The organism is Corallococcus sp. AB030, assembly GCF_003668965.1.
GTDB lineage: Bacteria > Myxococcota > Myxococcia > Myxococcales > Myxococcaceae > Corallococcus > Corallococcus exiguus.
Genome location: NZ_RAWQ01000110.1, coordinates 1 through 20,692, shown reverse-complemented (window position 1 = coordinate 20,692; position 20,692 = coordinate 1). Strand labels below are relative to the sequence as shown.

The window sequence follows — 20,692 nt, the reverse complement described above, 5'->3', positions numbered from 1 at the left end:
AGGAGCTTGGAGTCCTACTGGAGCCGCGACAGCGCTTCCTGGGGGAAGGCTCGCGCGTCCACCTTGGCGTGCCACTCCTTGATGCGGCCGTCCGGCCCGATGACGACGCCCACCCGGCGCGCGTTGGGGGCCGAGGCGTCATCCGCGGCCCCGTAGGCCAGCCCCACCTTGCGATCCACGTCGCACAGGAGCGGGAAGTTGAAGCCGAACTTCTGGGCGAAGGCCTGGTTCTCCTCCGGCGTGTCGAAGCTGATGCCCAGGATGGCGGTGCCCTTCGCCTCGTACTGGGTCTTGTGATCGCGGAAGGAGCAGCCCTCCGCGGTGCATCCCGGGGTGTCCGCCTTCGGGTAGAACCAGAGCACCACGTTCTTGCCTCGGTAGTCCGACAGCCGGTGCGTCTTCCCCGTCGAGTCCTGCACGGTGAACTCCGGGGCCACGTCTCCCTGCTTGAGCATGTGCGATGCCTCCTTCATGGGGTGGAAACCGGGGGCGTCGTAACACGCTCCGGGGGCAGGGAGCCGGGCACCGCTCGGGCGATGTGTGGAGTGGAGTGCAGGCGGACGGCGCCGGAACACGGGCGTCATCAAGAGGCTTGAAACCCACCGGCCTCCTCCGTTTAGTAGGTGCACCAAATGAACACCTCCGACGAACCTCCGCCTGCCTATTCGCAGCGGATGGCCGCGCTCACCCTCTGGGCGCGACAGAACCTCTCACGCCTCATCTATTTCCTGCTGGGCGCGTCCAACCGCATCCGCCTGCCGACCCCCTCGGTGTTGCCCATCGCGGGCGCGGTGGTCGGGCTCTACAGCGGACTGGCCGCGGGCATCTTCTCCAACCTCATTGGCGTGATGAGCGGCATCACGTTCAGCGCCGCGGAGCTGACGGCGACGCTGAAGCCGCAGCGGCTGCGCACGTTGATGGAGTCGCTCTCCTCCGCGCGCTGGCACCTGGAGTACGCGCTGGTGGGCGTACCGCTGGCGCTGGGCGCGCTCTTGCTGGCGCGGGTGATTGACCCCGGCGGTCCGCGCGATGAAGTGAAGCGCCGCCTGCGCCTGCTCGCGCTGCTGACGCTGGGCGCGCTGTCGCTCTACTACCCGCTGGTGGGCCTGGCGGCCGTGAACGCCGTGTTCGGCCACGCGCACAACCTGCCCGCGGCGCTGCCACACCTGCCGTGGTGGCTGATGCTGCTCGCGCCCACGGTGGGCGGCCTGGCGGTGGGGCGGCTCTTGCGCGACCGGCCGGAGACGCACGGACACGGACTTCCGGAGGTGGTGCGCGCGGTGAAGAGCGGCGCCAACGTGGTGCCGGCGGACCGAGGACTGCTCAAGCTCATCGCGTCCGCCATCACCATTGGCAGCGGCGGCTCCGCGGGCCGCGAGGGCCCCATCGTCTACGGAGGCGCGGCGTTCGCGTCCAGCGTGGGGCGCGTGCTGGGCTTCAGCCGCAGGGAGCTGTCCATCCTGCTGGCGTGCGGCGCGGGCGCGGGCATCTCCGCGTCCTTCAACGCCCCCATCGCGGGCGCGGTGTTCGCGATGGAGATCATCCTGCGCGAGTTCGAGCTGCGGGTGTTCTCCCCCATCATCCTGGCGAGCGTGGCGGGCACGCTGGTGAGCCGCGGCGTGCTGGACGAGGCGCCCATGATCAACCGGGTGAACTACGAGCTGGTCAGCGGCTCGGAGGTCTTCGCCTACGCGGCGCTGGGCATCGGATGCGGGCTGCTCGCGTTCGCGTTCGTGAAGCTGCTGCACGGCGTGGAGCACTTCTTCCAAGGCCGCATGGGCGGGAAGCTGTCTCCGTGGCTGGGGAAGAAGCCGCTGCCGGTGCGCGCCGCGCTGGGCGGCCTGTGCACGGGCGTGCTCGTGTTCCTGAGCCCCACGGTGTGGGGCAGCGGGCACGACTACATCAACCTGGCGGCGGCGGGTCAGCTGCCCTTCCTCTTCCTGGTGACGGCGTGCGTGCTGAAGCTCGTGGCCACGTCGCTCACCATCGGCTCGGGAGGCTCCGGCGGTACGTTCTTCCCCGCGGCCCTCATCGGCGCCATGGCGGGCGGCGCGTTCGGCACGCTGGTGCACTACTTCTTCCCGCACGCCACCGGGCCCAGCGGCGCGTACGCCATCGTGGGCATGGGCGGCGCGGTGGCGGCGCTCACGCGCGGTCCGCTCACCGGCATGATGATGCTGTACGAGCTGAGCGGCAGCCACGAAATCATCCTGCCGCTGATGGTGACGTGCACCATCGCGTCCGCGGTGTGCCACTTCCTCACGGAGCGCACGGCGCCCAAGGTGCAGAGCGACGAGGACCTGCTGGCGGCCACGCACGTGCGGGCCCTGATGACGGAGGTGCCGGCGGTGACCGCGGGCACGCCGCTGCGCGCGCTGACGGACCAGCTGCTCACGTCCGAGGCCGGCACGCTGCCGGTGCTGGACACCGAGGGAAACCTCTACGGCACGGTGCAGGTGGAGCAGCTGCGCGAGGTGTGGCGCGACGAATCCATGTACCCGCTGCTCGTGGCCAGTGACCTGGCGCGCAAGCTGCCCGCGCTGGCGCCGGACTCGGACCTGGCGCATGCGCTCCAGGTGATGGACCAGGAGGACGTGGACGCGTTGCCGGTGGCGCCCGTGCTGGGACTGGCCCCGTGCGGACTCCTCACCCGCGCCGCCGTCCGGCGCTTCCTCTTCGCGCAGCACGCGCGCGAGCACTCGACGGGGAACTACCCCGTCACCCCCTCCGAGGCGGCGCACTGAGCATCGGAGACCGGCGGGCCGGCCGGCTCCGGGGATTGCCGCCAGGGCAGACACCCACGACGGGAGCGCATCCCACTCCCGCCGTGCGAGCGCCCCCCAACGTGTCGCGGACGGCTAATCAATCCCCAATGTCAGCTCAAGCTCGCACGTCACGGGGTCGATGCCAGACGACGGCGGAGAGTAGGTGCACACCACGCCCTGGTTCCCCTTGGGATAGGTGACGACAGACGCCGAACAGACGCCGCCCGAGTAGGTGACGAAGACCGAGAAGACGCACGCCTTGGCCGCGCCCCACGGGTCCGCCGGGTTCGTCGTATAGGAGAAGCCCTGACTCCAGTTCATCGCGGGCGGAACCTCCGTCTGGGCAAAGCCCTCGCCCCCGATTGTCGCGGGCTGTTGCACGAGGACGTGTCCGCTCAGGGCAGTCCCGTTCTTATAGAGAGTCGAGCCGGTGCCGTTGACGATGTGGAAGGTCTCGGTGACGTACAGGAGCCTCTTCGAACCGGACAGGTCACGCGACGGAACCGGGAGGGGCTGCCCCTGGCTGGCCACGAACTCCTGGGCCATCCGCTGCGAGTCGAAGTCCCCCGGCTCCTCGGCGGAAGCGGACACAGCGGCCAGCAACGAGGCGCCCACCAGGGCAGAAACGGCCAGGTACTTCACTCCGTGGCGCGGCATGTGAGGCGCTCCATTGTCTGGGGTAGGCCCTCCCAGGCCATGGTCTGGCTTTCCGGCGAGGGCGAACGACGGGCTAACATGCCATTCATTGGAATGGCAATCCCAAACCCTCAAAACCCCCAATTCGATTCTTGACGGAGTTGTCTGACCAAGGAGAAGGAAGGCCGCGACCCGGGCGGGTCTGTCAGGAAACCAGGGGAGCAGGCATCCTTGGGCGCCATGTCCGAACCCGCCCTGTCCACCCTGCGCGCAGAGCTGTCCTCCACCTTCCATGATGCCCGGGTGCGCCACATGGTGGCCCTGGGGCGCAAGGCCCGGACAGACCCGGAGGCGCAGGCGCTGCTGGACGCGCTGGCTCGGGGGGACGCCTTCGAGCGGCGGCTGGCCCTGGCGGCCCAGTTCACGCGCCGCGACGGCGAGGCGGTGCTGAAGGCCACGTCGGACGAGTCCTTCCGCGTGCGCGCGCTGGCGTTCGAGCTGGTGTCACTGGCCTGTGACGATGCCCAGGCGCTGGAGGCACTGCGCATGGCGCACGGGATGCGCCGCGAGCAGGCCGTCATCCACCAACTGCGCAAGCGCAAGCGGCACGCCGTCATCGACGCATTCCTGGACGGGCTGGCGGAGCGGGGCGAGCACGTCACCTTCGCGGACACGGTGCCGCTGGCGTCCGAGGCGGCCCTGCGCCGGCATGTGGCGCGGGCCCTGGAGCGGCCCAGCTACCGGCTCTGGGCGCGGCTGGCGCGGCATGCGCCGTCCGTGCTGGGACAGGTGCTGCTGGAGCGGCTGAATGCAGTATCGGGCGAGCCCGACCCCGTCACCCGGCAGCACCTGGGGTGGGGCATGGCGTGGCTGGCGGAGCGGACGCCCGACGTGGCGGAGACGCTGCTGGCGCTGCTGCTGGAGCGGGGCATCCCGCCGGACGAGCACGCCGTGCGGACGCTGGTGAAGCATCGCCCCGTGCGCATGGTGGCGCTCCTGCGCAAACGTTCCCCGGCGTTCCTCCCGCACCTGCTGTTCGCGAAGTCCCTGGCGTCGCTGGACGCCGAGTCCCTGACCTGGATTGTCCAGCGCGACCCGACGCTGCTGGGCCGCGCGGAGGACGTGCTGAAGGAGCTGCCGGAGCCGCTGCACGCGACGCTCACCGAGGCCTGGGCCGCGTCCGTGGAGCGGGCCCCCGCGTGGGGTACGCCGCTCATCGCGCGCATCGTGGACCCGGCCCTGCGCGAGGGCGTCTACGCGCGCTGGACCGTGGGCGCTCGCACGCGGGATGGCGTCATCGCGCCGGAGTACGTGCGGCACCTGCCGGTGGAGCTGCGTGAGCGCGAGGCGCGTCGGCACCTGGACGAGGTGGTGGCGCTGGGCACGCGCGCCGAGGCGCGGTTCTCCTATGCGCGCTTCCTGCCCTGGGATGAAGCGCTGGGCGCGCTCCGGGGCACGCTGGGGCACCCGGACGCGGCGATGCGCGGAGTGGCGCTGAGCGCGCTGCTGGCGCTGCCCGGCCTGCGCCCGGACGAGCCCGCGTGGGTCGCCCCCGCGCTGGCGATGGTGCTGGCCCGGAAGAACGAACAGGACCCGGTGCGCGGGGTGATGCTCCAGGCGCTGGTCGAGTGGCCCCGCCGGATGTGGCGCGCCGAGCACACGGAGGCCCTGGGGCGGATGCTGCGCGACGCGCTGGACGCGGCGGACCTGTCCATGGGGACGGCCCAGTCGGCGGAGCGGCTGCTGGTGCGGGCCTTCAGCGCGGACCCGGCGTGGGCCGCGCAGTGGCTGGGCACCTTCCTCAAGGAGCGCGGGCGCATCCTGGACGGAGGCCTGGGTCACCGGTTGACGGACGACGAGGTGCGCCGGGCCGCGCCGTACCTGCTGGCGCTGGCGAAGAGCTGGGCGGAGCGCGAGCGCGGCGGTCCCCTGCTCCAGCTCGCGGCGAGCCTGGGCAAGCGCGCGGCGCTGGTGCCCGGCCTGTCGGACTGGCTCGTCTCCGTGCGCGACACGGGGCCCGACAACCGGCTGGCGCTGGCGCTGACCGCGTGGCTGTCGCGGGAGGACCGGCCGCGCTTCGAGTCGACCCTCGCGGCCACCTTGCGGCGCTGGCGGGACCGGGGCTGGGACGACGAGGTGGTGGCGCTGGCGGGGGCGGAGAAGCCCGGGCTTCCGCTGCATCGGGAGCTGGTGGAGGAACTGGAGCGGGTGGCGCTGCGGCTGGGCAAGCCGTCCGGGAACGCGCTGTGGGTGCTGCGCTACCGGGCGGTGAAGGACTTCGACCGGATGCTGCCCGCGCTGCTCAAGCGGGACGAGAGCGCCATCGCTATCCCCGTGGTGCGCGAGTTCCTGCACCGGAGGCGGCAGGACCTGCTGGGGCCGTACCTGAACGCGCCGGTCATCACCGGCCAGTTCGCCACGGGGGCGACGCATTGGATCTTGCCGTTCGACTCGGGGTTCTTCCGGTGGACGGTGGAGCAGAACCGGGCGTATTCGCGCGCGCTCGAGAGGCTGTGCGCGGACATGGAGCGGGACACGCCTTCGGTGCTGGCGGCGGTGACGCGGATGGCGGCGCTGGACTGGGCGCCCATGGACGCGCTCCTGGCGCTGGCGAACGACAAGCGGCCCGCGGTGCAGGAGCGGGCCCTGCGGGTGATGGCGCGGTGCGACCAGGGCCAGGGCGTGCCTACGCTGCTGGGGGCGCTGGAGGACTCGCGCGCGCGCATCGCCATCTACGGCCTGCGCCGTGCGTTCAACGGCATGCCCGTCACGCGGGTGCTGTCGCTGCTGGCGGAGGTGCCGCTGACCAAGGTCACGGTGGCCAAGGAGGTGGTGCGCCTGTTGGGCGAGCTGCGCTCGGACGCGGGCTACGAGCGGCTGCTGGAGCTGGACGCGAAGCCGCTGCACCGCGACGTGCGCATCGCGCTCCTGCGCGCGCTGTGGGACCACCTGGACCGCGAGCCCACGTGGGTGGTGTTCGAGCGCGCCGTCACCGGCGAGGACGCCATCATGGCGTCGCGCGTGGGGGACATCCCGGCGGACCGGCTGACGGAGGCGCTGGATGCGCGGCTGTCCGGGCTGCTCGCGAAGGTGCTGGCGCGGCCGGAGCCGGATGCGCGCATCGACCTGCTGCGCCGCGCGGCCTGGCTGTCCGTGAAGGACCGGGAGCGCGTGTTCCTCTCTGCTTGTGGCGCGCGGCTGGCTTCGCCCTATGACGACGAGGTGCGCGCGGCGATGGGCGCGATGGTGTACCGGGCCGACGAGCGCGATGTGACGCTGTTCGAGCGGATGATGGAGGCGGTGGTGCGGGACCGGCGCGCGCTGAGCGTGGCGATGGATGCCCTGCTCCAGCCCCGCGACCGGATGCGGCCTGTGCCTCTGCAGGCTGTGTATGGACTGGTGACGGGAGGGCCGCTCACGAAGGACCCGTGCCTGGCAACGCTTCGCGTGCGCTGCGCGGCGGTAGCCCTGGGCCCTCCGGCGTTCGCGATCCACCTGGACGCGATGGGCCAGGAGGGCTGGCTCCACGCGGACGCGCTGATGGCGGCCCAGGTGGCGGTGTCGAACCTGCCGGTGGAGACGATGGACGACGTCGGCCGGCGCCTGGCTCGGAGCTCCAGTCCGGAGGCGCGGCGGCTGGCCCTGCACTGCCTGGTGCGCGACGCGGGGGATGGGCGCGGATGGACGGAGGAGCGGCTGGAGAAACTCACCGCGTTCCAGCGCGATGCAGCACCGCTCGTGGCCGGCGCCGCGCAGTTCGTGTTCCCGCCCCGGGAGATGGTCGAGGCCTCGGAAGAGAAGTAGGCCCCCGGGCGCGGTGTTCCAAGACCTGTCCGACTGTCGGACAGGCTTCCGCGGCCTCGCGGGTGCGGGGGCCCTCGGGTCGCGGTGCTCCAGAACTTGTCCGACTGTCGGACAGGTTTGTGCGCTGCGCCGCCGGCAGGGCGGCACGTCCGTCTTCCGGGGCCCATGAGGCTCAGTTCAGCGAGCGGACCGGGGCCATCCACGCGGCTCCTCGCTCCGCCTCGCTCGCGTATTGCTCCAGTTGCAGCGCCCGGTGGGCCACGGTGTGTTCGGCCAGGACCCTGGCCCGGGCTCGCATGCCCAGCTGGCGCCGGTCCGCTTCCGGCATCGCGAGCAGGTAGCGCAGCACGTCCTGCTCCGTGCGGGCGACCATCACCTCCTCGCCCAGCGAGAAGACGTCCTCCAGCCCTGGCCACGGGTCGCAGATGAGCGCCGCTCCACAGGCCGCGGCCTCGAACAGGTTCGCCCCTGGCGTGTGCTCGGCCTGGGAGAGGACCAGCGTGAAGCGCTGCGCACCGATGAAGCCCGCGTGCTCCTGGAGGGACGGGGCCGCGTGCCTCGCCACGTTGGCGGGCCAGGCGTCATCCACCGCCGACAGCGTGCCCGCGAGGACGAAGCGCCCCTCGGACCAGCCGTGCGCGGCGCCCAGCAGCCATTGCTTCAAGAGCCCCCGCCGCTCTGGCGACGACGGCCCCGCGTACCCCAGGTCCCAGCGCGTCCGTCCGCTTCCGGGCGCGAAGTGCTCCGCGTCCACTCCCGGCAGGAACACGCGCGCGCGGGCCACGCCCCACTCGCGCTCCAGCTGACGCGGTACCGGGCCCCCACTGGAGCAGAGATAGAGCCGGTAGCCCGTGAAGAGGTCCGGCGTCATGCAGGCGGGGTCCTCTCGCAGGGCGTGCCGCGCCAGCGTCCGGGGCGTGTCCCGGTCCCAGAAGACGGTGAGCCCCCGCGCCGTGTTCGCGGTCCAGCGGCTCACGTCCGCGACCTGCGGCACGTCCGCGTCCACCAGCACCAGGTCCGCGCGGCGCACCTGCGAATGGAAGCGCGCGTGGAGGTCCGCCAGGTCCACGTACGGCGCGACGGCGGAGTCCTCCTCCCCGCTTGCACCGGGCGCCGTGCGCTCCAGGAAGAGGACCGCGTGTCCGCGACGCCGGAGCGCCTGCGCGAGCTGCCTCGGGGCCGTGGCCGCCTGTGCCTCGGCGGTGGCCCGGCACACGGGGCCCAGGAAGACGATGTCCATCCACTCGGGCCTCCTCACGCCCCCAGCCCGGCGGACGGAGGACGCCCCGCGCGCGGCATGCCCCAGGGCTATCGCTCCGCGCCTGGGGCGAACAAGCCAGCAGGCCTCGTGCCGCGTGAACTCCTCAACGGCACGGCCGGCGTCCGGCCCACGCGTACCAGGAGGACGTCCGCGAGTGGACCGTGCCCCTGCCCCGAAAGCCAGAGCGCCTCTGGCTACTTCGTCGCGGGCGCGGCCTGGGTGGGCGGCGTGGTTCCCGCTGGGGCCGCCGCGGGCTTCGCGGCGCCGCCCTTGCGCAGGGGACACGCGGCGATGGCGCCCGAAACGTCGATGGCGTCCTGGCCCTCGCTCACCTTGAGCACCTTGCGGTCATCGCCCACGACGAACGTGTAGCGCTTGGACACCGTCACCAGCGGCATCTTCACGTCGTACGCGCCCACCACCTTTCCGTCCGGATCCGGGATGAACAGGAAGGGCGCCTTCAGCTCCGTCTTGAAGCGCGTCAACGTCTCCGCGTCGTCCGTGGAGAAGGCCAGCACCTGGCCCTGTGCCTGCTCGATGTCCTTGTAGCGGTCGCGGTACGCGGTCAGCTCCTTCGTGCAGCCGCCGGTGAACGCCCTGGGGAAGAAGGCCACGATGACGGGCCCCTTCTTCACCATCTCCGACAGCGTGTGCGTCGCCCCCGCGGTGTCCTTCACCGTGAAGTCCGGGGCGGTTTCACCCACCTGGGGAATCGCTGCGCTGAGCCATCCGACGACGAGCAGGGAGTTGAGCATGCCCGGGACTTAACGGGCCCCGGACACCGCGACAAGTCCCCGAGCCCCCGGGCGCCCCCAGGCTCTACGACGAGGACATGCGGGCCCACACGGCGGCGGCGGCCTCGCGCGACTGCTCGGCCACCACCGTGGGGTTCACCGACAGCGGCCTGCGCGCCCACACGCGCCACACGCCGTCCACCATCACCGCCTCCACGTGGCGGCTGCCCAGTCCGTGCACCACGTGCCACGCCAGCGTCTCCGCGGTCAGCGGCGTGGGCGACAGGTAGTCCAGCACCAGCAGGTCCGCGAGCGCGCCCTCGCGCATGGGGCCGATGGCCGCCTCGAACACCTGCGACGCCAGCCGGTGGCCGTTGGCCAGGTAGCGCAGCACGTCGATGGGCTGCCCCGCCTCACGCGAGCGCAGGTACGCCGCCTGCGCCTCCGCGAACAGGTCCGGAGACGTGCCGTCCGTCCCCAGCGACGCGCGCGCCCCGAACTTCAGCGCGGGTGCGTAGCCCACCTCCTGGCCCTGGTTGGAGCGCGGCGTGTGCAGGAACCACGTCCCCGTGGCCAGCACCTGCGCCAGGTCCGCCCACGCCAGGTGGCCCACGTGCGCCGCCATGGCGCGGGGCGACAGCAGGTTGCTGGTGAGCAGCCGCGTCACCGGCGGGTTGCCGTGACGCTCGGTGGACAGCCGCTCGTCCAGCGGATCCTCCGCGAGCGGGAAGTGCAGCCCGGTGCCGGTGGTGTTGAGCGCCTCACCCAGGCCCTGGAGCGCGTCGTCGCCCAGCGTGAAGCAGGGGCCCGCGCCCACCTGCCCGCGGAAGCGGCCCCGGGCCTTGCGCGCGAAGCTGACCGTCTCTTCCAGCCCCTCTTCGCGGCCCACCGCGCCCATGCGGTCCGTCACCGCGTAGGACAGCACGCCGCGCACGCCCACCTCATGGAGGCCGCGCGCCGAACGCAGCAGCGAGCCCGTCACCGCCTTGGGCGAGGCGTGCAAATCAAACAGGGTGGTGGTGCCGCACTGGATGGACTCCAGGCCACCCGCCGTGGCGGCCACCTGCACCGCGTCCAGGTCCAGCGCGTTCTCGAAGGGCCAGCGCACCTGCTCCAGCAGGGCCTGGTAGGACGTGGGCGTCGGACGGTTGAGGCCGCGCGACAGCACCGTCGCCAGCCGGTGGTGGGCGTTGACGAGCCCCGGGAAGACGAGCTTGCCGGACAGCGCGACCACCTCGTCGTCGGGGCCGGGCGCGAGGTCCTCGCCTCGCGCCACGATGCGCTCACCCTCGATGCGCAGGTCCACCCGCTCTACGGACGCAGGTTCCAGCTCGACGACAAAACCACCCTTGAGGACGGTGCCCAACATCCCTCCCTGCATCCGCGACGGTACGCGAGGTTCGTGAAGGCGGCCCCCTCCCCTTAGGGGTCACGCTTGAAGCGGGGGACGTTAGCACTCCCGGCCGGTCCTCCGTCATCGGCTCCACACATCCCTGCACCCACACCCGTCGTCCCGGCCGGTCCAATACGGTGGGCATGTCCGGGCTGGCCGAGGCCAGGCAGGCAGGCAGCGCGTCATGGCGTTGGGCGCCGGGGGCTCGGGCCCGTAGACTGCCGATATCTTGGTGTCGGAACCCGGCGTTTCATGGGCAGGCCGCTACCGCTTGAGCGCGCGCATCGCGACAGGCGGCATGGCGGAGGTGTATCTGGCGCGCGCCATCAGCCTGGAGGGCCAGCGCGGCCCGGCCGTGGCGGTGAAGCGGCTGATGCCGCACCTGGTCGCGGACCGGCGCATCGTGCAGATGTTCCTCAACGAGGCGCGCATCACCGCGCAGGTCCGCCACCCCAACGTGGTGTCCATCCTGGAGCTGGGCATGGAGGGCGGGGAGCCCTTCATCGCCATGGAGCTGTTGGAGGGGCGCTCGTTCGCGGAGGTGCGGCAGGAGGCCGCCGAGCGAGGCCAGCGCGTTCCGTTGGGCATCACCCTGCGCGTGCTGGTGGATGCGTGCCGGGGGCTGGACGCCGCGCACCGCGCCGTGGACGAGGCGGGCCGGCCGCTGCGCATCGTCCACCGCGACTTCACGCCGGACAACATCCACGTCGGGGCGAACGGCGCGGTGAAGGTCATCGACTTCGGCATCGCGAAGGCGGACGCGCTGGGGGCGGGGACGGAGCCCGGGACGCTGAAGGGGAAGTTCTTCTACATGTCGCCGGAGATGATCGCCGGCCGCAGCGTGGACCACCGCGCGGACCTGTTCGCCGCGGGGGTGATGCTCTACGAGCAGCTGTGCGGCCGGCGGCCCTTCACCGGCATGTCCACCGACGAGGTGCTCACGCGCATCTCCGAAGGAAGGCCGAAGCCGCCCACCACGTTCGACCCGTCCGTGCCGCAGGCGCTGGAGGCCGTGTGCCTCAAGGCGCTCGCGAAGGACCCGGAGGCGCGCTTCGACAGCCTGCAGACGTTCATCGCCGCCATCGAGATGCTGGGCGGGCACGCGGAGGTCGCCGCGCCGGCGCAGGTGGCCGCGTACCTGGACACGTTGTTTCCGCCGGACCGGGACCCCAAGCGGCTGGCGCTGCGCAACGCGAGGCTCGCGGATCCATCCAATTCAGGCGCGGATGGAACCCCCGGCATGGACGTGCTCCCACCGTTCGGCGTGCAGGGCATCCCGTCCTGGCCCGTGCCTCCGCCGGTCTCCGCTCCGACGGCCTCGCGTCCCCTTCCGCCCCTGGGCACCCACACCGTGTCGATTCGCGGTTCGACCCGGCCCGTGACGGCGGAGATCCCCGTCGCGACCTCGGGCTACCCGGCGGAGGGCGCCACGCACGGAGTGGCCTCTGGCGAACTCCAGGCCCCGGCGTCCGGTAGCAAGGGGCGCGGCGAAGCTCCGGCGGGCGCTCGCGCTCCGGCTTCGCGTGGCGCTCCCCGGTCGCGCAAGGCCCTGGCCATCGTCGGGGGCGTGCTCGTGCTGGGCGGACTGGGCGCGGGGGCCACGTGGTACCTGCGGCGCCCGGACATGCCGCCCCCCGCGCGGATCGCCGCCGCCGAAGCCGCGACCACGGCGGAGGCGAAGGTGTCCGCGCTGGACGGGCTGGGCAAGGACGTGCGCGCCACGGCCGAGGAGCTGGCTCGCGCGGGCACGCTGCTGCTCAACGCGGGCGCCCACCCGCAGGCCCTGGCGCTGGCGGAGGCCTATACCACTCGCTTCCCGAAGGAGGCGGAGGCGCACCTGCTCGCCGCGCGCGCCGCCACCGAGCTGCGCATGGGCAAGCGCGCGGAACGTGCCATCGACGAGGCCACCGCCCTGGCCCCCAAGGACGTCCGCGCACCGCTGGCCCTGGCCGACCTGCGGGCCCTCCAGGGTGATGTGCCGGGGGCGTTGACCGCGCTCGCGAAGGCGTACGCGCAGGCGCCGGGCTCCGCGAAGGTCGCTCCCCGCTACGGCCAGCTCCTGTCGCAAGGAGGCCGGCTGGACGAGGCCGCCACCGTGCTGTCCGCCTGGACGCGCCAGCACGACGACGCCGCGTCCCTTGCGGAGCTGGGCTTCGTGCGCTTCCGCCAGGAGAAGCTGGACGACGCCGTCGCACTGCTCAAGCGCGCGCAGCGCAAGGCCCCCACGCTCGCGGTGGCCCATTCCTACCTGGGGGCCGTCCTCTTCCGGCAGGGCGACCTGCGCGGCGCCGAGCGCGAATACCGGGAGGCCGAGCGTCTGGCCCCGGACGATCCCCGCGCCCTCACCGCGCGTTGCCAACTGCACGTCCACGAAGGCGACACCGCCCGGGTGGCCGAGGTGAAACGTACGCTGGCGGAAAAGTTCCCGGACCGGGCGCAGGCGCTCGCGGCGGAGTGCGGCACGGGGAACTAGCTTCCTCCCCATGCGCCTTCGCCTCCTCGCCCTCGCCGCGTCCAGCCTGCTGCTGACCGCCACGGCGTGCGGCTCCACGGACGACTCCGACACTCCGCCCGACGACGAAACGGAGAATCCGGACACCTCGGCAGGGGACGTGCCCCCCGCGGACCGCACGGCCTGCTCGGGCCTCACCGTGACGCCCGGCACCTACGACTGGACGGTCGAGCACGGCGGCCACACCCGCGCCTTCCGCGTCCACGTCCCCACTGGCTACGACGCCACGAAGCCCACGCCCGTCGTCCTCAGCTTCCACGGCTTCGGCTCCACCGAGCAGGAGCAGGAGGCGCTGACCGGGTTCTCCACCCTGGCCGACGCGGAGGGCTTCATCGCCGTATACCCGCGCGGCCTCAACTTCCCGGAGATCTACGGCCGGGGCGAACCCGACACGCGGGGCTGGAACGGCGAGGCGTGCTGTGGCCCGGCGCAGCTTGCCAACGTGGACGACGTGGGCTTCGTGGACGCGCTGCTCGCGGACCTGGACACCCGCGTGTGCACCGACCCGCGCCGCGTCTTCGCCAACGGCTTCTCCAACGGGGGTTTCTTCTCCTACCGGCTGGCCTGTGAGCGCGCCCAGCGCATCGCCGCCATCGCGCCCGTGTCGGGCATGGAGGGCGTGACGGACTGTCGCCCGTCGCGTCCCGTCCCCGTGCTCCACTTCCACGGCAGCGCCGACGAGACCATCTTCTACGACGGAGGCAGCAACGTCCTCGGCGGCAAGCCCTACCCGTCCGCCCCGGAGTCCGTGCGCCGCTTCGCGGAGTTCAACGGCTGTACCGGGCCCCAGCAGCAGACGTATCAGCAGGGCAACAGCACCTGCGTGGCGTATACGGGCTGCAAGCCGGAGAGCGCCACCGCGAGCCTGTGCACCGTCACCGGCGGCAAGCATGCATGGCCCGGACAGCCCCTCTACAATGGCGGCACGCCGGACCTGGACGCGTCCCTGCAGATGTGGCGCTTCTTCCTGGCACGGCCCCGCCCCTGAAGGAGGCCAGGCCACGCCGCCCCGCGCACTCATCATCAACGCCGATGACCTGGGCTACGACCCGGGCATCACCCGGGGCATCCTCCAGGCACTGCGCGAGGGCGTCGTCTCCTCCGCCACCCTGCTGGTGAACGCGCCGGACTCCGAGTCCGCCGCGAGGCAGGCCCGGGGACTCGCCATCGGGTTGCACCTGAACCTGGACCGGGGCGCGCCCGTGACCCCGGGCTTCCCGCGTGAGTGGTGCACCGTGGATGGAGGCCTCGACGGCAGCCGCGTGGATGGGCTTCCCGTGGACGTGGTGGAGGCGGAGGCTCTCGCGCAACTGGAGCGGCTTGAACGGCTGCTGGGGCAGGCCGCCACGCACCTGGACGTGCACAAGCACCTGCACCGGCATCCTCAAGTCCTGGAGGGACTGTCACGCGTCGCGAGGCGCGCGGGCCTCCCGGTGCGCTCCATCGACGCGGACATGCGCGGCGCGCTGCGGGCCCGGGGCGTGGCCACGAACGACCACTTCGTGGGCGAGTCCGGTGCGACGGCGTACTGGACCCCGGAGCGCTTCGCCCAGGCCCTGGCGGCGCTGCCCACCGAAGGCGTCACGGAGTGGATGTGTCACCCGGGCCACCTGCCCGAACTCGTCGCCACCCGCTACGCCGCGCAGCGCGAGGTGGAGCGGACCACCTTCGTGGACGTCCGTTCGCGTGAGGCGCTGGAACAGGCGGGAGTGCGCCCCACGGACTACCGCGTCCTCCACGAGGACCGACTCACGCGGGCGTGACGAGCGGAAGCTCCGACTCCACCGGCGTCAGCGTCCGGCGCTTCTCGCGCGTCAGCACGGTGCGCACGCCCGCGAGCAGCTCCTCCGGACGGTACGGCCGGGGACACAGCGCGGCGTTCTCCTGCGCCCACCACGGCCGCGCATCCCCCGCCAGCAGGATGGGCACCGGCCGCGCGCGGGGCAGCGTGGCGAAGGTCTCCAGGAAGCTGCCCACCGGGGACTGCGTGGCGCTCGTGGACAGGACGATGAGGTCCACCGGCAGGTGCGTCGCCTTGCGCAGGGCCTCCGCGCCGCTCTGCACGGTGAAGACCTCGAAGCCCTCCGCCCGCAGGGTGCGCTCCGCCGTGGCCTCCTGGCTCGAGTCCTCGTCCAGCACCAGCACGCGCCGGGGCAGCCTGCGCACCTCGTGCGCGGGCATGCGCGGCAGGTCCAGCAGGAACGTGGAGCCCTCGCCCTCGCGACTGCGGAGCGCCAGCGCGCCGCCGTGCATCTTCACGATGGAGTGGCTGATGAACAGGCCCAGGCCCAGCCCGCCGAAGTTGCGGTGCGACACGTTGCGCGCCCGGTAGAAGCGCTGGAACACCAGCGCCTGATCCGCGCCCGGAATCCCGATGCCGTGGTCCTGCACCTGGATGCGCGCGGACTCGCCCGTGCGCCCCACCCGCACCGCGATGGGTGCCCCCGCCGGACTGTACTTGTGCGCGTTCTCCAGCAGGTTCACCAGCACCTGCTCCAACCTGTCTCTATCGCCCAAAACCCAGACGCCGTCGTGCGGCACGTCCACCGTGAAGGGGCGCTCGAAGGCGTGGCGGAAGTGGTCCACCACCTCCGCCACCAGCTGCCCAACTTCCAGCGGAGACGAGTCCAGCGCCAGCCGGCCCAGCTCCAGGCGGCTTGCGTCCAGCAGGTCCTCCACCAGCCCCGCGAGCCGGTCCACCTGCCGCTTGGACTTGAGCACGCTCGAGAGCGCCACCGGCTGCCCCGCGGCGATGCGGCGCTCCATGGAGTACAGGCCCAGCTTCAGCGGCGTGAGCGGCGTCTTCAGCTCGTGCGACGCGATGGACATGAACTCCTCGCGCACGCGCAGGGCGGACTGGGCTTCGCGCAACAGACGCGCGTTCTCCACCGCCACCGCCAGCTGGCTGGCCGCCGCGCTCCACATCTCCAGCTCACGCACGGAGAAGGACGCGCCCTGTTCCTTGTAGATGAGCAGCAGCCCCACCGTGCGGCGCGGCGCGCACAAAGGCACCGCCGCGAACACGGAGCCCACCGCGTCGCCGTAGCCTCGCTGGATGCCCAGCTGCGGCTGGCGCAGGGCCAGGGCCTGACGGTAGGGGTCCTCGGACGGGTCGAACGCGTCCTGGGGCGCGTCCAGGCCCTCCAGGTCCGACACCGCCATGCGCTTGAGCGTCGCGTCGTCCTCCTCGTAGAGGAACACCTCCGCGCGCCGCACCTGGGCGCACCGCACCAGCGACACCACGGCGGCCGAGCAGACGCGGTCGACCTCCAGCGACTCACCCACTGCGCGGGCAATCTCCCGCACGGCCTGTGAAAACGCGCCCTCGTCGTCCACGCCGGACGGCTCCATCACCAACCACGCCCCGGCCGTGCCGTTCGTGTGGGTGGGCTTCACCTGCACACGCACCTGCCGGAGCGTGCGGGTGATGACATGGCCGGAGTGGGCCCGGTGCTCGCGGATGGCGCGCTCCAGGGCGTCCAGGCTGCGGCCGGGCTCCAGGGCCTCCAGCAGGGTGCCGCCCGGGGAGAGCGTCACGCCCGTCTTGGCCGCGAAGCCCTCCTCGCACCATTGGACGCGCAAGTCAGGACCCACGCGCAGGAGCGCTTGGGGCAGGCACGAGAGGACATCCTCGACGTCATTGGGTGGCAGCATGAGGGGCGGGACGCGCTCGCTACAGGGGTCGCCGGAGGGAGATAGGAATCCCCGAGCATGATCGCCAACCGCCCCCGGACGTTCTCCTGTCCTGGAGGGTCGCGGCACGTTGGAACCCGAACAGAGCCGGTGCCGGGCAGCCAGGGAGGCGACGTTGTGCGGGGCGGTGACACGCGCCGAACGTGTGCTACACGACAGCGCATGTCCTCCAAGCCGTCCAAAGAAATCCAGACCTTCCCCAACCCCGCCGCCGATCGCGACTACGAGATCGCCTTCGACGTGCCGGAGTTCACCTGCCTGTGCCCGCTGACGGGCCAGCCGGACTTCGCGCGCTTCACCATCAAGTACGTGCCGGATCAGCTGTGCGTGGAGCTCAAGAGCCTGAAGCTCTACATGTGGTCCTACCGCAACGAGGGCGCCTTCCACGAGAAGGTGACCAACACCATCGCGGACGACATCATCAAGGCCATCCAGCCGCGCAAGCTCACGGTGGTGGGTGACTTCTTCGTGCGCGGCGGCATCGGGACCATCGTCACCGTCACGCACGACAAGAAGCAGCAGGCCTGAGCGGGGCCTCTCAGCGGGTGAGCTGCTCCAGGAGCGGCGCCCACTGGGACTGGGACAGGTAGAGGCCGGTGCCCGCCGCCGCGATGCCGGCGGTGAGCGCGGCCAGCACCCACTTGAGCTTGCTCGGCGCGCGCCTGGGCTTCTTCGTGGCGAAGACGTCCAGCACGCCCAGCTCCTGCTGGGTGAGGTGGGCCAGGGCCTCCGTCTCCGTGAGCTTCTCGCGGTAGCGCAGGAAGGCCACGAGCAGCGCGGGGTGGGACACGCGCACCTCGTGGGCGAGGAACAGGTCCAGCTCGCGGCGCATGGCCGCGGCGTCCGGGAAGCGGGCCTCCGGCTTCACCGACAGCGCGCGCTTCACGATGCGCGCGAGCGGCGGCGGCACGTTCGGAGCCACCTTCTGGAGCGGCGTGAACTTGCCGTCGCGGATGCGGGCGAACACTTCTCCAGCCGTCTTGCCCACGAAGGGGCGGGTGCCGGAGAGGGCCTCATAGAGGAGCACGCCCAGGGAGAAGATGTCGGTCCTCGCGTCGATGGGCGCGCCGGTGACCTGCTCCGGGGACATGTACGACGGCGTGCCCACGGCCATGCCCTGCTGGGTGAGGGCTTCGAGGCTGACGTCCTTGGCGATGCCGAAGTCCATGAGCTTCACCTCACCGGACTTGGTGAGCATGACGTTCGCGGGCTTGAGGTCGCGGTGGATGATGCGGCGGAAGTGGGCGTGGTCGAGCGCGCTGGCGATGCGCGCGCCGATGACGGCGGCGACGTCCGGGGGCAGCGGGCCGTCCTTGATGAGGCCGTGGAGGGTGGGCCCGTCCACGTACTCCATGACCATGAAGAGGCTGTCGTTCTTGTCCACCAGGTCATAGAGCGTGACGATGTTCTGGTGGCGGAAGGCGGCGAGCGCCAGCGCCTCGCGGCGGAAGCGCGACAGGGCCTCCTGGTCGCGCTGGCCTTCAGGGAGCAGCTCCTTGATGGCGACCTCGCGCTGAAGCAGCTCGTGCAGGCCGCGATACACCAGCGCCATGCCGCCGCGGCCCAGCTCGCCGAGTACGCGGCAGGCGCCAATCTTGCGGTGACGGATCCTCTCACTCTTCTCTGCGGCGGCGACGGTCACGGGTCGCAGGGTATCGATTCACGTCTCATGCGTCGATGGGCCCTCCCTGGCGAGGTGGATTCGCACAGGTGTGGTGGAAAGGCGCGGTGTCGCTGTCTCACGCCAGGGGGCCTACCTGTGGCGCGGGGACTGGCAGGATGGAGACATGGGACTGGGACGCCGGACGGATTGGCTGTGGGTGTTCGTGGCGGTGGGGCTGGGCGGTTGCGCGGGGCCACGTCCGCGCACGTATGCGCAGCAGGGCATGGACTCGGTGTCGAACACCTGCCGGACCCAGCCGGCGCTGTGCACCGGGCCGGAGTCGGTGATGCCCGTCCCACGCGCGGCGCAGGTGGCCACGCTGATGGCGGGGGCGAAGCTGGCCCTGGACGCGGAGGCGAAACAGGCAGTGGAGTCCGTGCTGAAGAAATGCGCGGAGGATGCACGGTCGGAGGTGATGCTCCGGTACCCGAACGCCTTCAATCTAGCCCCTGGCCAGGTCCTTCGTGTCATTCCCAGATGGGGAGTCCTCGAATGACAAGCATCCCTCGCGTTCGGATCTACATCAAGAGTGCCTTCGAGCCGGACTTCCTCGCCGTGAACGACGGCCTCCAATTGTGTCTCTTCATGCCGCACGCGCACAACGCCTTGAAGCCTCGGATACAGCGGGCGCTCGACCTCTATCGGGAGGCCATTGGGAAGGATGCCCTGGGCTACTATGGAGATCTCGACGGACAATGGCAGACGCTCGACACGAAGAGTTGGCAGCTCATCCAGCACTGGCTTCACGCTGGGGATGGCTCCCGTCTTCACCTGATAGGTGCCGCCACCACCTCCGACGCTTACTCGGAAAGCCACCGATACAATTTCCACTACGTGGGGTACGCGCTCGACCGCCCCGAAGACCTCTACTGGCCGAACGCTGTCAGCGCACTGCGACTGACCTTTCCCACGGAGTTCCTGGAAGCCCAGGGGCCCGAGCGCTTCCGAGCACTGGCGATTGAGATTGCCGGTGTCCTGCCCTTCGGCTCAGGACAGGCGGGCCTTACATTCAACGGCGAACCTCTGGCATCTGTCGTCCGCGAAGAGGTGAAGGCCTTGAGCTTCCGCCATCCAGCCATGGATGTGCCCAGCCTGGACGACGTGGCCCGGGACCTGGGCACCCGCGTGCGCGCCCCGGCCTGGATGAACTTCCTGGGTCCACCGGTCCTCCATGAACTGGGTGGAGTGGAAGGCCTGCGCTCCCGGCTGCACTCGCCGGACACCACCGTGCAGGCACTGGGTCCAGACCGGGCTGTCGTCACGCTGGGCCCGTGGCCAGAAGCCGGCGACACCGAGCAGGGCCAGACTTTGCCCGCCTACCGGGAGCTCGCGCGCGTGCTCGAACCCTGGCTGTACGAGGGGCCTGGGCCAGAAGATCCCCACTTCTTCACCATGACGCGCCGCTGGCAGCGCCGCTTCCTCGACTGAGCGCCCCGCCTCCCGTTCCCCTCCGCCCTGCACCTCCCCACGGGCGTTCCCATGGTTCTTCCATTCAACGTGCTGGGAGGACGCCATGACGGAACAGGACGCATACATCCAGAAGATGGAAGCCGAGCAGCGCGAGGCGACCGCTCGCTTCCGTGAAATCGAAGCCCAGGCGGACCTGGCCGACAGTGAGGACACCCTTGATGTCCTCACCGGCGCCCGCGCCTTCAACGACGACGTCAACCGCGAGATCCAGGCGCTCCGCCGCGCGGACCAGCGCGACTGGGACCGCGTCAAGGCCGGCGCGGAGAAGGCCCACAGCCGCTTCCGTGAGCACCTGGACCACGCCAGCACCCGGTGGGCAGAGCTCCGCGAAGGCTACAGCCGCCAGCGCGAAGCCGAGCTGAAGGAGCTGGGCGCGCAGATGGACGGATGGGTCGCCGCCCACAAGCGCAGCCGGGCCGAGGACTCGCTCCTCACCCGCGAGGAGCTCGACTTCATCACGCGCGGACTGAAGAACTCCGGCGAGCTGCTCAAGAACCTGCGCAACGCGCGCGGGCATGTCTGGAAGACGGCCCGCGATCAGTACGAGGCCAACTGGCGTGAGCTCCAGGAGCGCTCCCGCCGCATCCGCGCCGACGGCGCCCTGGATGAATCCGGCGCCTCGCCCCCCTGAAACCCCATCTTCACCAACGCCACGCGGTTGTCACACGGCTACGCTAGGACTCGCCCCCACCTTGAGGGGCACGGCCCGGAAGGACCGTGCCCCTTCAGGCGTTTTCGCCCGCGAGCCCATGGCCCTCCCC

The 20,692-nt window shown here is 71.4% G+C and carries 16 protein-coding genes; 9 read left to right on the top strand and 7 right to left on the bottom strand.

Going from position 1 to position 20,692, the window contains the following annotated elements; genetic code table 11:
• Positions 1 to 14 precede the first annotated feature (14 nt).
• Entirely contained in the window at positions 15 to 455 is a 441-nt protein-coding gene (locus D7Y15_RS24525) for a peroxiredoxin (protein ID WP_120577592.1), read from the bottom strand.
• A 177-nt stretch (positions 456 to 632) separates the two neighbouring features.
• Between D7Y15_RS24525 and D7Y15_RS24520 the strand changes: the two genes are divergently transcribed.
• Positions 633 to 2,744, top strand: coding sequence for a chloride channel protein (locus D7Y15_RS24520; RefSeq protein WP_233605074.1), 2,112 nt, complete (start codon positions 633 to 635; stop codon positions 2,742 to 2,744).
• 114 nt (positions 2,745 to 2,858) lie between these two features.
• Here the strand turns inward: D7Y15_RS24520 and D7Y15_RS24515 are convergent, their stop codons facing one another.
• Positions 2,859 to 3,422, bottom strand: coding sequence for a hypothetical protein (locus D7Y15_RS24515; RefSeq protein ID WP_121754110.1), 564 nt, complete (start codon positions 3,420 to 3,422; stop codon positions 2,859 to 2,861).
• A gap of 219 nt (positions 3,423 to 3,641) precedes the next feature.
• On the opposite strand from D7Y15_RS24515, the gene D7Y15_RS24510 reads away from it, so the two are divergent.
• Positions 3,642 to 7,205, top strand: coding sequence for a hypothetical protein (locus D7Y15_RS24510; protein ID WP_121754109.1), 3,564 nt, complete (start codon positions 3,642 to 3,644; stop codon positions 7,203 to 7,205).
• A gap of 172 nt (positions 7,206 to 7,377) precedes the next feature.
• Here the strand turns inward: D7Y15_RS24510 and D7Y15_RS24505 are convergent, their stop codons facing one another.
• The 3 genes from D7Y15_RS24505 to D7Y15_RS24495 form a co-directional block, all read right to left on the bottom strand.
• On the bottom strand, positions 7,378 to 8,445 hold the full coding sequence (locus D7Y15_RS24505; protein WP_121754108.1) for a glycosyltransferase: 1,068 nt from the start codon (positions 8,443 to 8,445) through the stop codon (positions 7,378 to 7,380).
• Between the two features lie 215 nt (positions 8,446 to 8,660).
• Complete coding sequence (locus tag D7Y15_RS24500; protein ID WP_120577588.1) at positions 8,661 to 9,221, bottom strand: peroxiredoxin; 561 nt, start codon at positions 9,219 to 9,221, stop codon at positions 8,661 to 8,663.
• A gap of 64 nt (positions 9,222 to 9,285) precedes the next feature.
• Positions 9,286 to 10,566 carry an amidohydrolase family protein gene (locus tag D7Y15_RS24495; RefSeq protein ID WP_120577605.1) on the bottom strand — a complete coding sequence of 427 codons (1,281 nt, stop codon included), beginning with the start codon at positions 10,564 to 10,566 and terminating at the stop codon, positions 9,286 to 9,288.
• A gap of 298 nt (positions 10,567 to 10,864) precedes the next feature.
• Here D7Y15_RS24495 and D7Y15_RS24490 point away from each other — a divergent pair, with 298 nt between their 5' ends.
• The 3 genes from D7Y15_RS24490 to D7Y15_RS24480 are packed head-to-tail and all read left to right on the top strand — an operon-like array spanning position 10,865 to position 14,868.
• On the top strand, positions 10,865 to 13,066 hold the full coding sequence (locus tag D7Y15_RS24490) for a serine/threonine-protein kinase (RefSeq protein ID WP_120577587.1): 2,202 nt from the start codon (positions 10,865 to 10,867) through the stop codon (positions 13,064 to 13,066).
• A gap of 10 nt (positions 13,067 to 13,076) precedes the next feature.
• On the top strand, positions 13,077 to 14,093 hold the full coding sequence (locus tag D7Y15_RS24485; RefSeq protein ID WP_120577586.1) for a PHB depolymerase family esterase: 1,017 nt from the start codon (positions 13,077 to 13,079) through the stop codon (positions 14,091 to 14,093).
• Positions 14,023 to 14,868: a carbohydrate deacetylase gene (locus D7Y15_RS24480; RefSeq protein WP_233597085.1), complete on the top strand. Its 846-nt coding sequence runs from the start codon at positions 14,023 to 14,025 to the stop codon at positions 14,866 to 14,868. The genes D7Y15_RS24485 and D7Y15_RS24480 overlap by 71 nt, the downstream gene beginning before the upstream one ends.
• Here the strand turns inward: D7Y15_RS24480 and D7Y15_RS24475 are convergent.
• The gene (locus D7Y15_RS24475; protein WP_120577585.1) at positions 14,855 to 16,759 is read right to left on the bottom strand and encodes an ATP-binding protein; all 1,905 of its coding nucleotides are present in this window, start codon (positions 16,757 to 16,759) and stop codon (positions 14,855 to 14,857) included. The genes D7Y15_RS24480 and D7Y15_RS24475 overlap by 14 nt on opposite strands.
• A gap of 201 nt (positions 16,760 to 16,960) precedes the next feature.
• On the opposite strand from D7Y15_RS24475, the gene queF reads away from it, so the two are divergent.
• Positions 16,961 to 17,326 (top strand): preQ(1) synthase, encoded by a 366-nt coding sequence (gene queF, locus D7Y15_RS24470; RefSeq protein WP_120577584.1) that lies wholly within the window; start codon positions 16,961 to 16,963, stop codon positions 17,324 to 17,326.
• 10 nt (positions 17,327 to 17,336) lie between these two features.
• On the opposite strand, the gene D7Y15_RS24465 is transcribed toward queF, so the two are convergent.
• Positions 17,337 to 18,440 carry a serine/threonine-protein kinase gene (locus D7Y15_RS24465; protein WP_120577583.1) on the bottom strand — a complete coding sequence of 368 codons (1,104 nt, stop codon included), beginning with the start codon at positions 18,438 to 18,440 and terminating at the stop codon, positions 17,337 to 17,339.
• Positions 18,441 to 18,585: 145 nt separating this feature from the next.
• Here D7Y15_RS24465 and D7Y15_RS24460 point away from each other — a divergent pair, with 145 nt between their 5' ends.
• The 3 genes from D7Y15_RS24460 to D7Y15_RS24450 all read left to right on the top strand — a co-directional run bounded on the left by D7Y15_RS24460 (position 18,586) and on the right by D7Y15_RS24450 (position 20,562).
• Positions 18,586 to 18,957, top strand: a complete 372-nt coding sequence (locus D7Y15_RS24460; protein WP_120577582.1) for a hypothetical protein — start codon at positions 18,586 to 18,588, stop codon at positions 18,955 to 18,957.
• The gene (locus D7Y15_RS24455; protein ID WP_233605073.1) at positions 18,954 to 19,889 is read left to right on the top strand and encodes a DUF3396 domain-containing protein; all 936 of its coding nucleotides are present in this window, start codon (positions 18,954 to 18,956) and stop codon (positions 19,887 to 19,889) included. The genes D7Y15_RS24460 and D7Y15_RS24455 overlap by 4 nt, the downstream gene beginning before the upstream one ends.
• Positions 19,890 to 19,974: 85 nt before the next feature.
• Positions 19,975 to 20,562: a hypothetical protein gene (locus D7Y15_RS24450; RefSeq protein WP_120577581.1), complete on the top strand. Its 588-nt coding sequence runs from the start codon at positions 19,975 to 19,977 to the stop codon at positions 20,560 to 20,562.
• Positions 20,563 to 20,692: the final 130 nt, after the last annotated feature.

Bases quoted from the DNA above. Each gene is read 5' to 3' on its own strand.
- D7Y15_RS24525 (WP_120577592.1), bottom strand. From the start codon at position 455: ATGCTCAAGCAGGGAGACGTGGCCCCGGAGTTCACCGTGCAGGACTCG.
- D7Y15_RS24520 (WP_233605074.1), top strand. From the start codon at position 633: ATGAACACCTCCGACGAACCTCCGCCTGCCTATTCGCAGCGGATGGCC.
- D7Y15_RS24515 (WP_121754110.1), bottom strand. From the start codon at position 3,422: ATGCCGCGCCACGGAGTGAAGTACCTGGCCGTTTCTGCCCTGGTGGGC.
- D7Y15_RS24510 (WP_121754109.1), top strand. From the start codon at position 3,642: ATGTCCGAACCCGCCCTGTCCACCCTGCGCGCAGAGCTGTCCTCCACC.
- D7Y15_RS24505 (WP_121754108.1), bottom strand. From the start codon at position 8,445: ATGGACATCGTCTTCCTGGGCCCCGTGTGCCGGGCCACCGCCGAGGCA.
- D7Y15_RS24500 (WP_120577588.1), bottom strand. From the start codon at position 9,221: ATGCTCAACTCCCTGCTCGTCGTCGGATGGCTCAGCGCAGCGATTCCC.
- D7Y15_RS24485 (WP_120577586.1), top strand. From the start codon at position 13,077: ATGCGCCTTCGCCTCCTCGCCCTCGCCGCGTCCAGCCTGCTGCTGACC.
- D7Y15_RS24480 (WP_233597085.1), top strand. From the start codon at position 14,023: ATGGCGGCACGCCGGACCTGGACGCGTCCCTGCAGATGTGGCGCTTCT.
- D7Y15_RS24475 (WP_120577585.1), bottom strand. From the start codon at position 16,759: ATGCTGCCACCCAATGACGTCGAGGATGTCCTCTCGTGCCTGCCCCAA.
- queF (WP_120577584.1), top strand. From the start codon at position 16,961: ATGTCCTCCAAGCCGTCCAAAGAAATCCAGACCTTCCCCAACCCCGCC.
- D7Y15_RS24460 (WP_120577582.1), top strand. From the start codon at position 18,586: ATGGGACTGGGACGCCGGACGGATTGGCTGTGGGTGTTCGTGGCGGTG.
- D7Y15_RS24455 (WP_233605073.1), top strand. From the start codon at position 18,954: ATGACAAGCATCCCTCGCGTTCGGATCTACATCAAGAGTGCCTTCGAG.
- D7Y15_RS24450 (WP_120577581.1), top strand. From the start codon at position 19,975: ATGACGGAACAGGACGCATACATCCAGAAGATGGAAGCCGAGCAGCGC.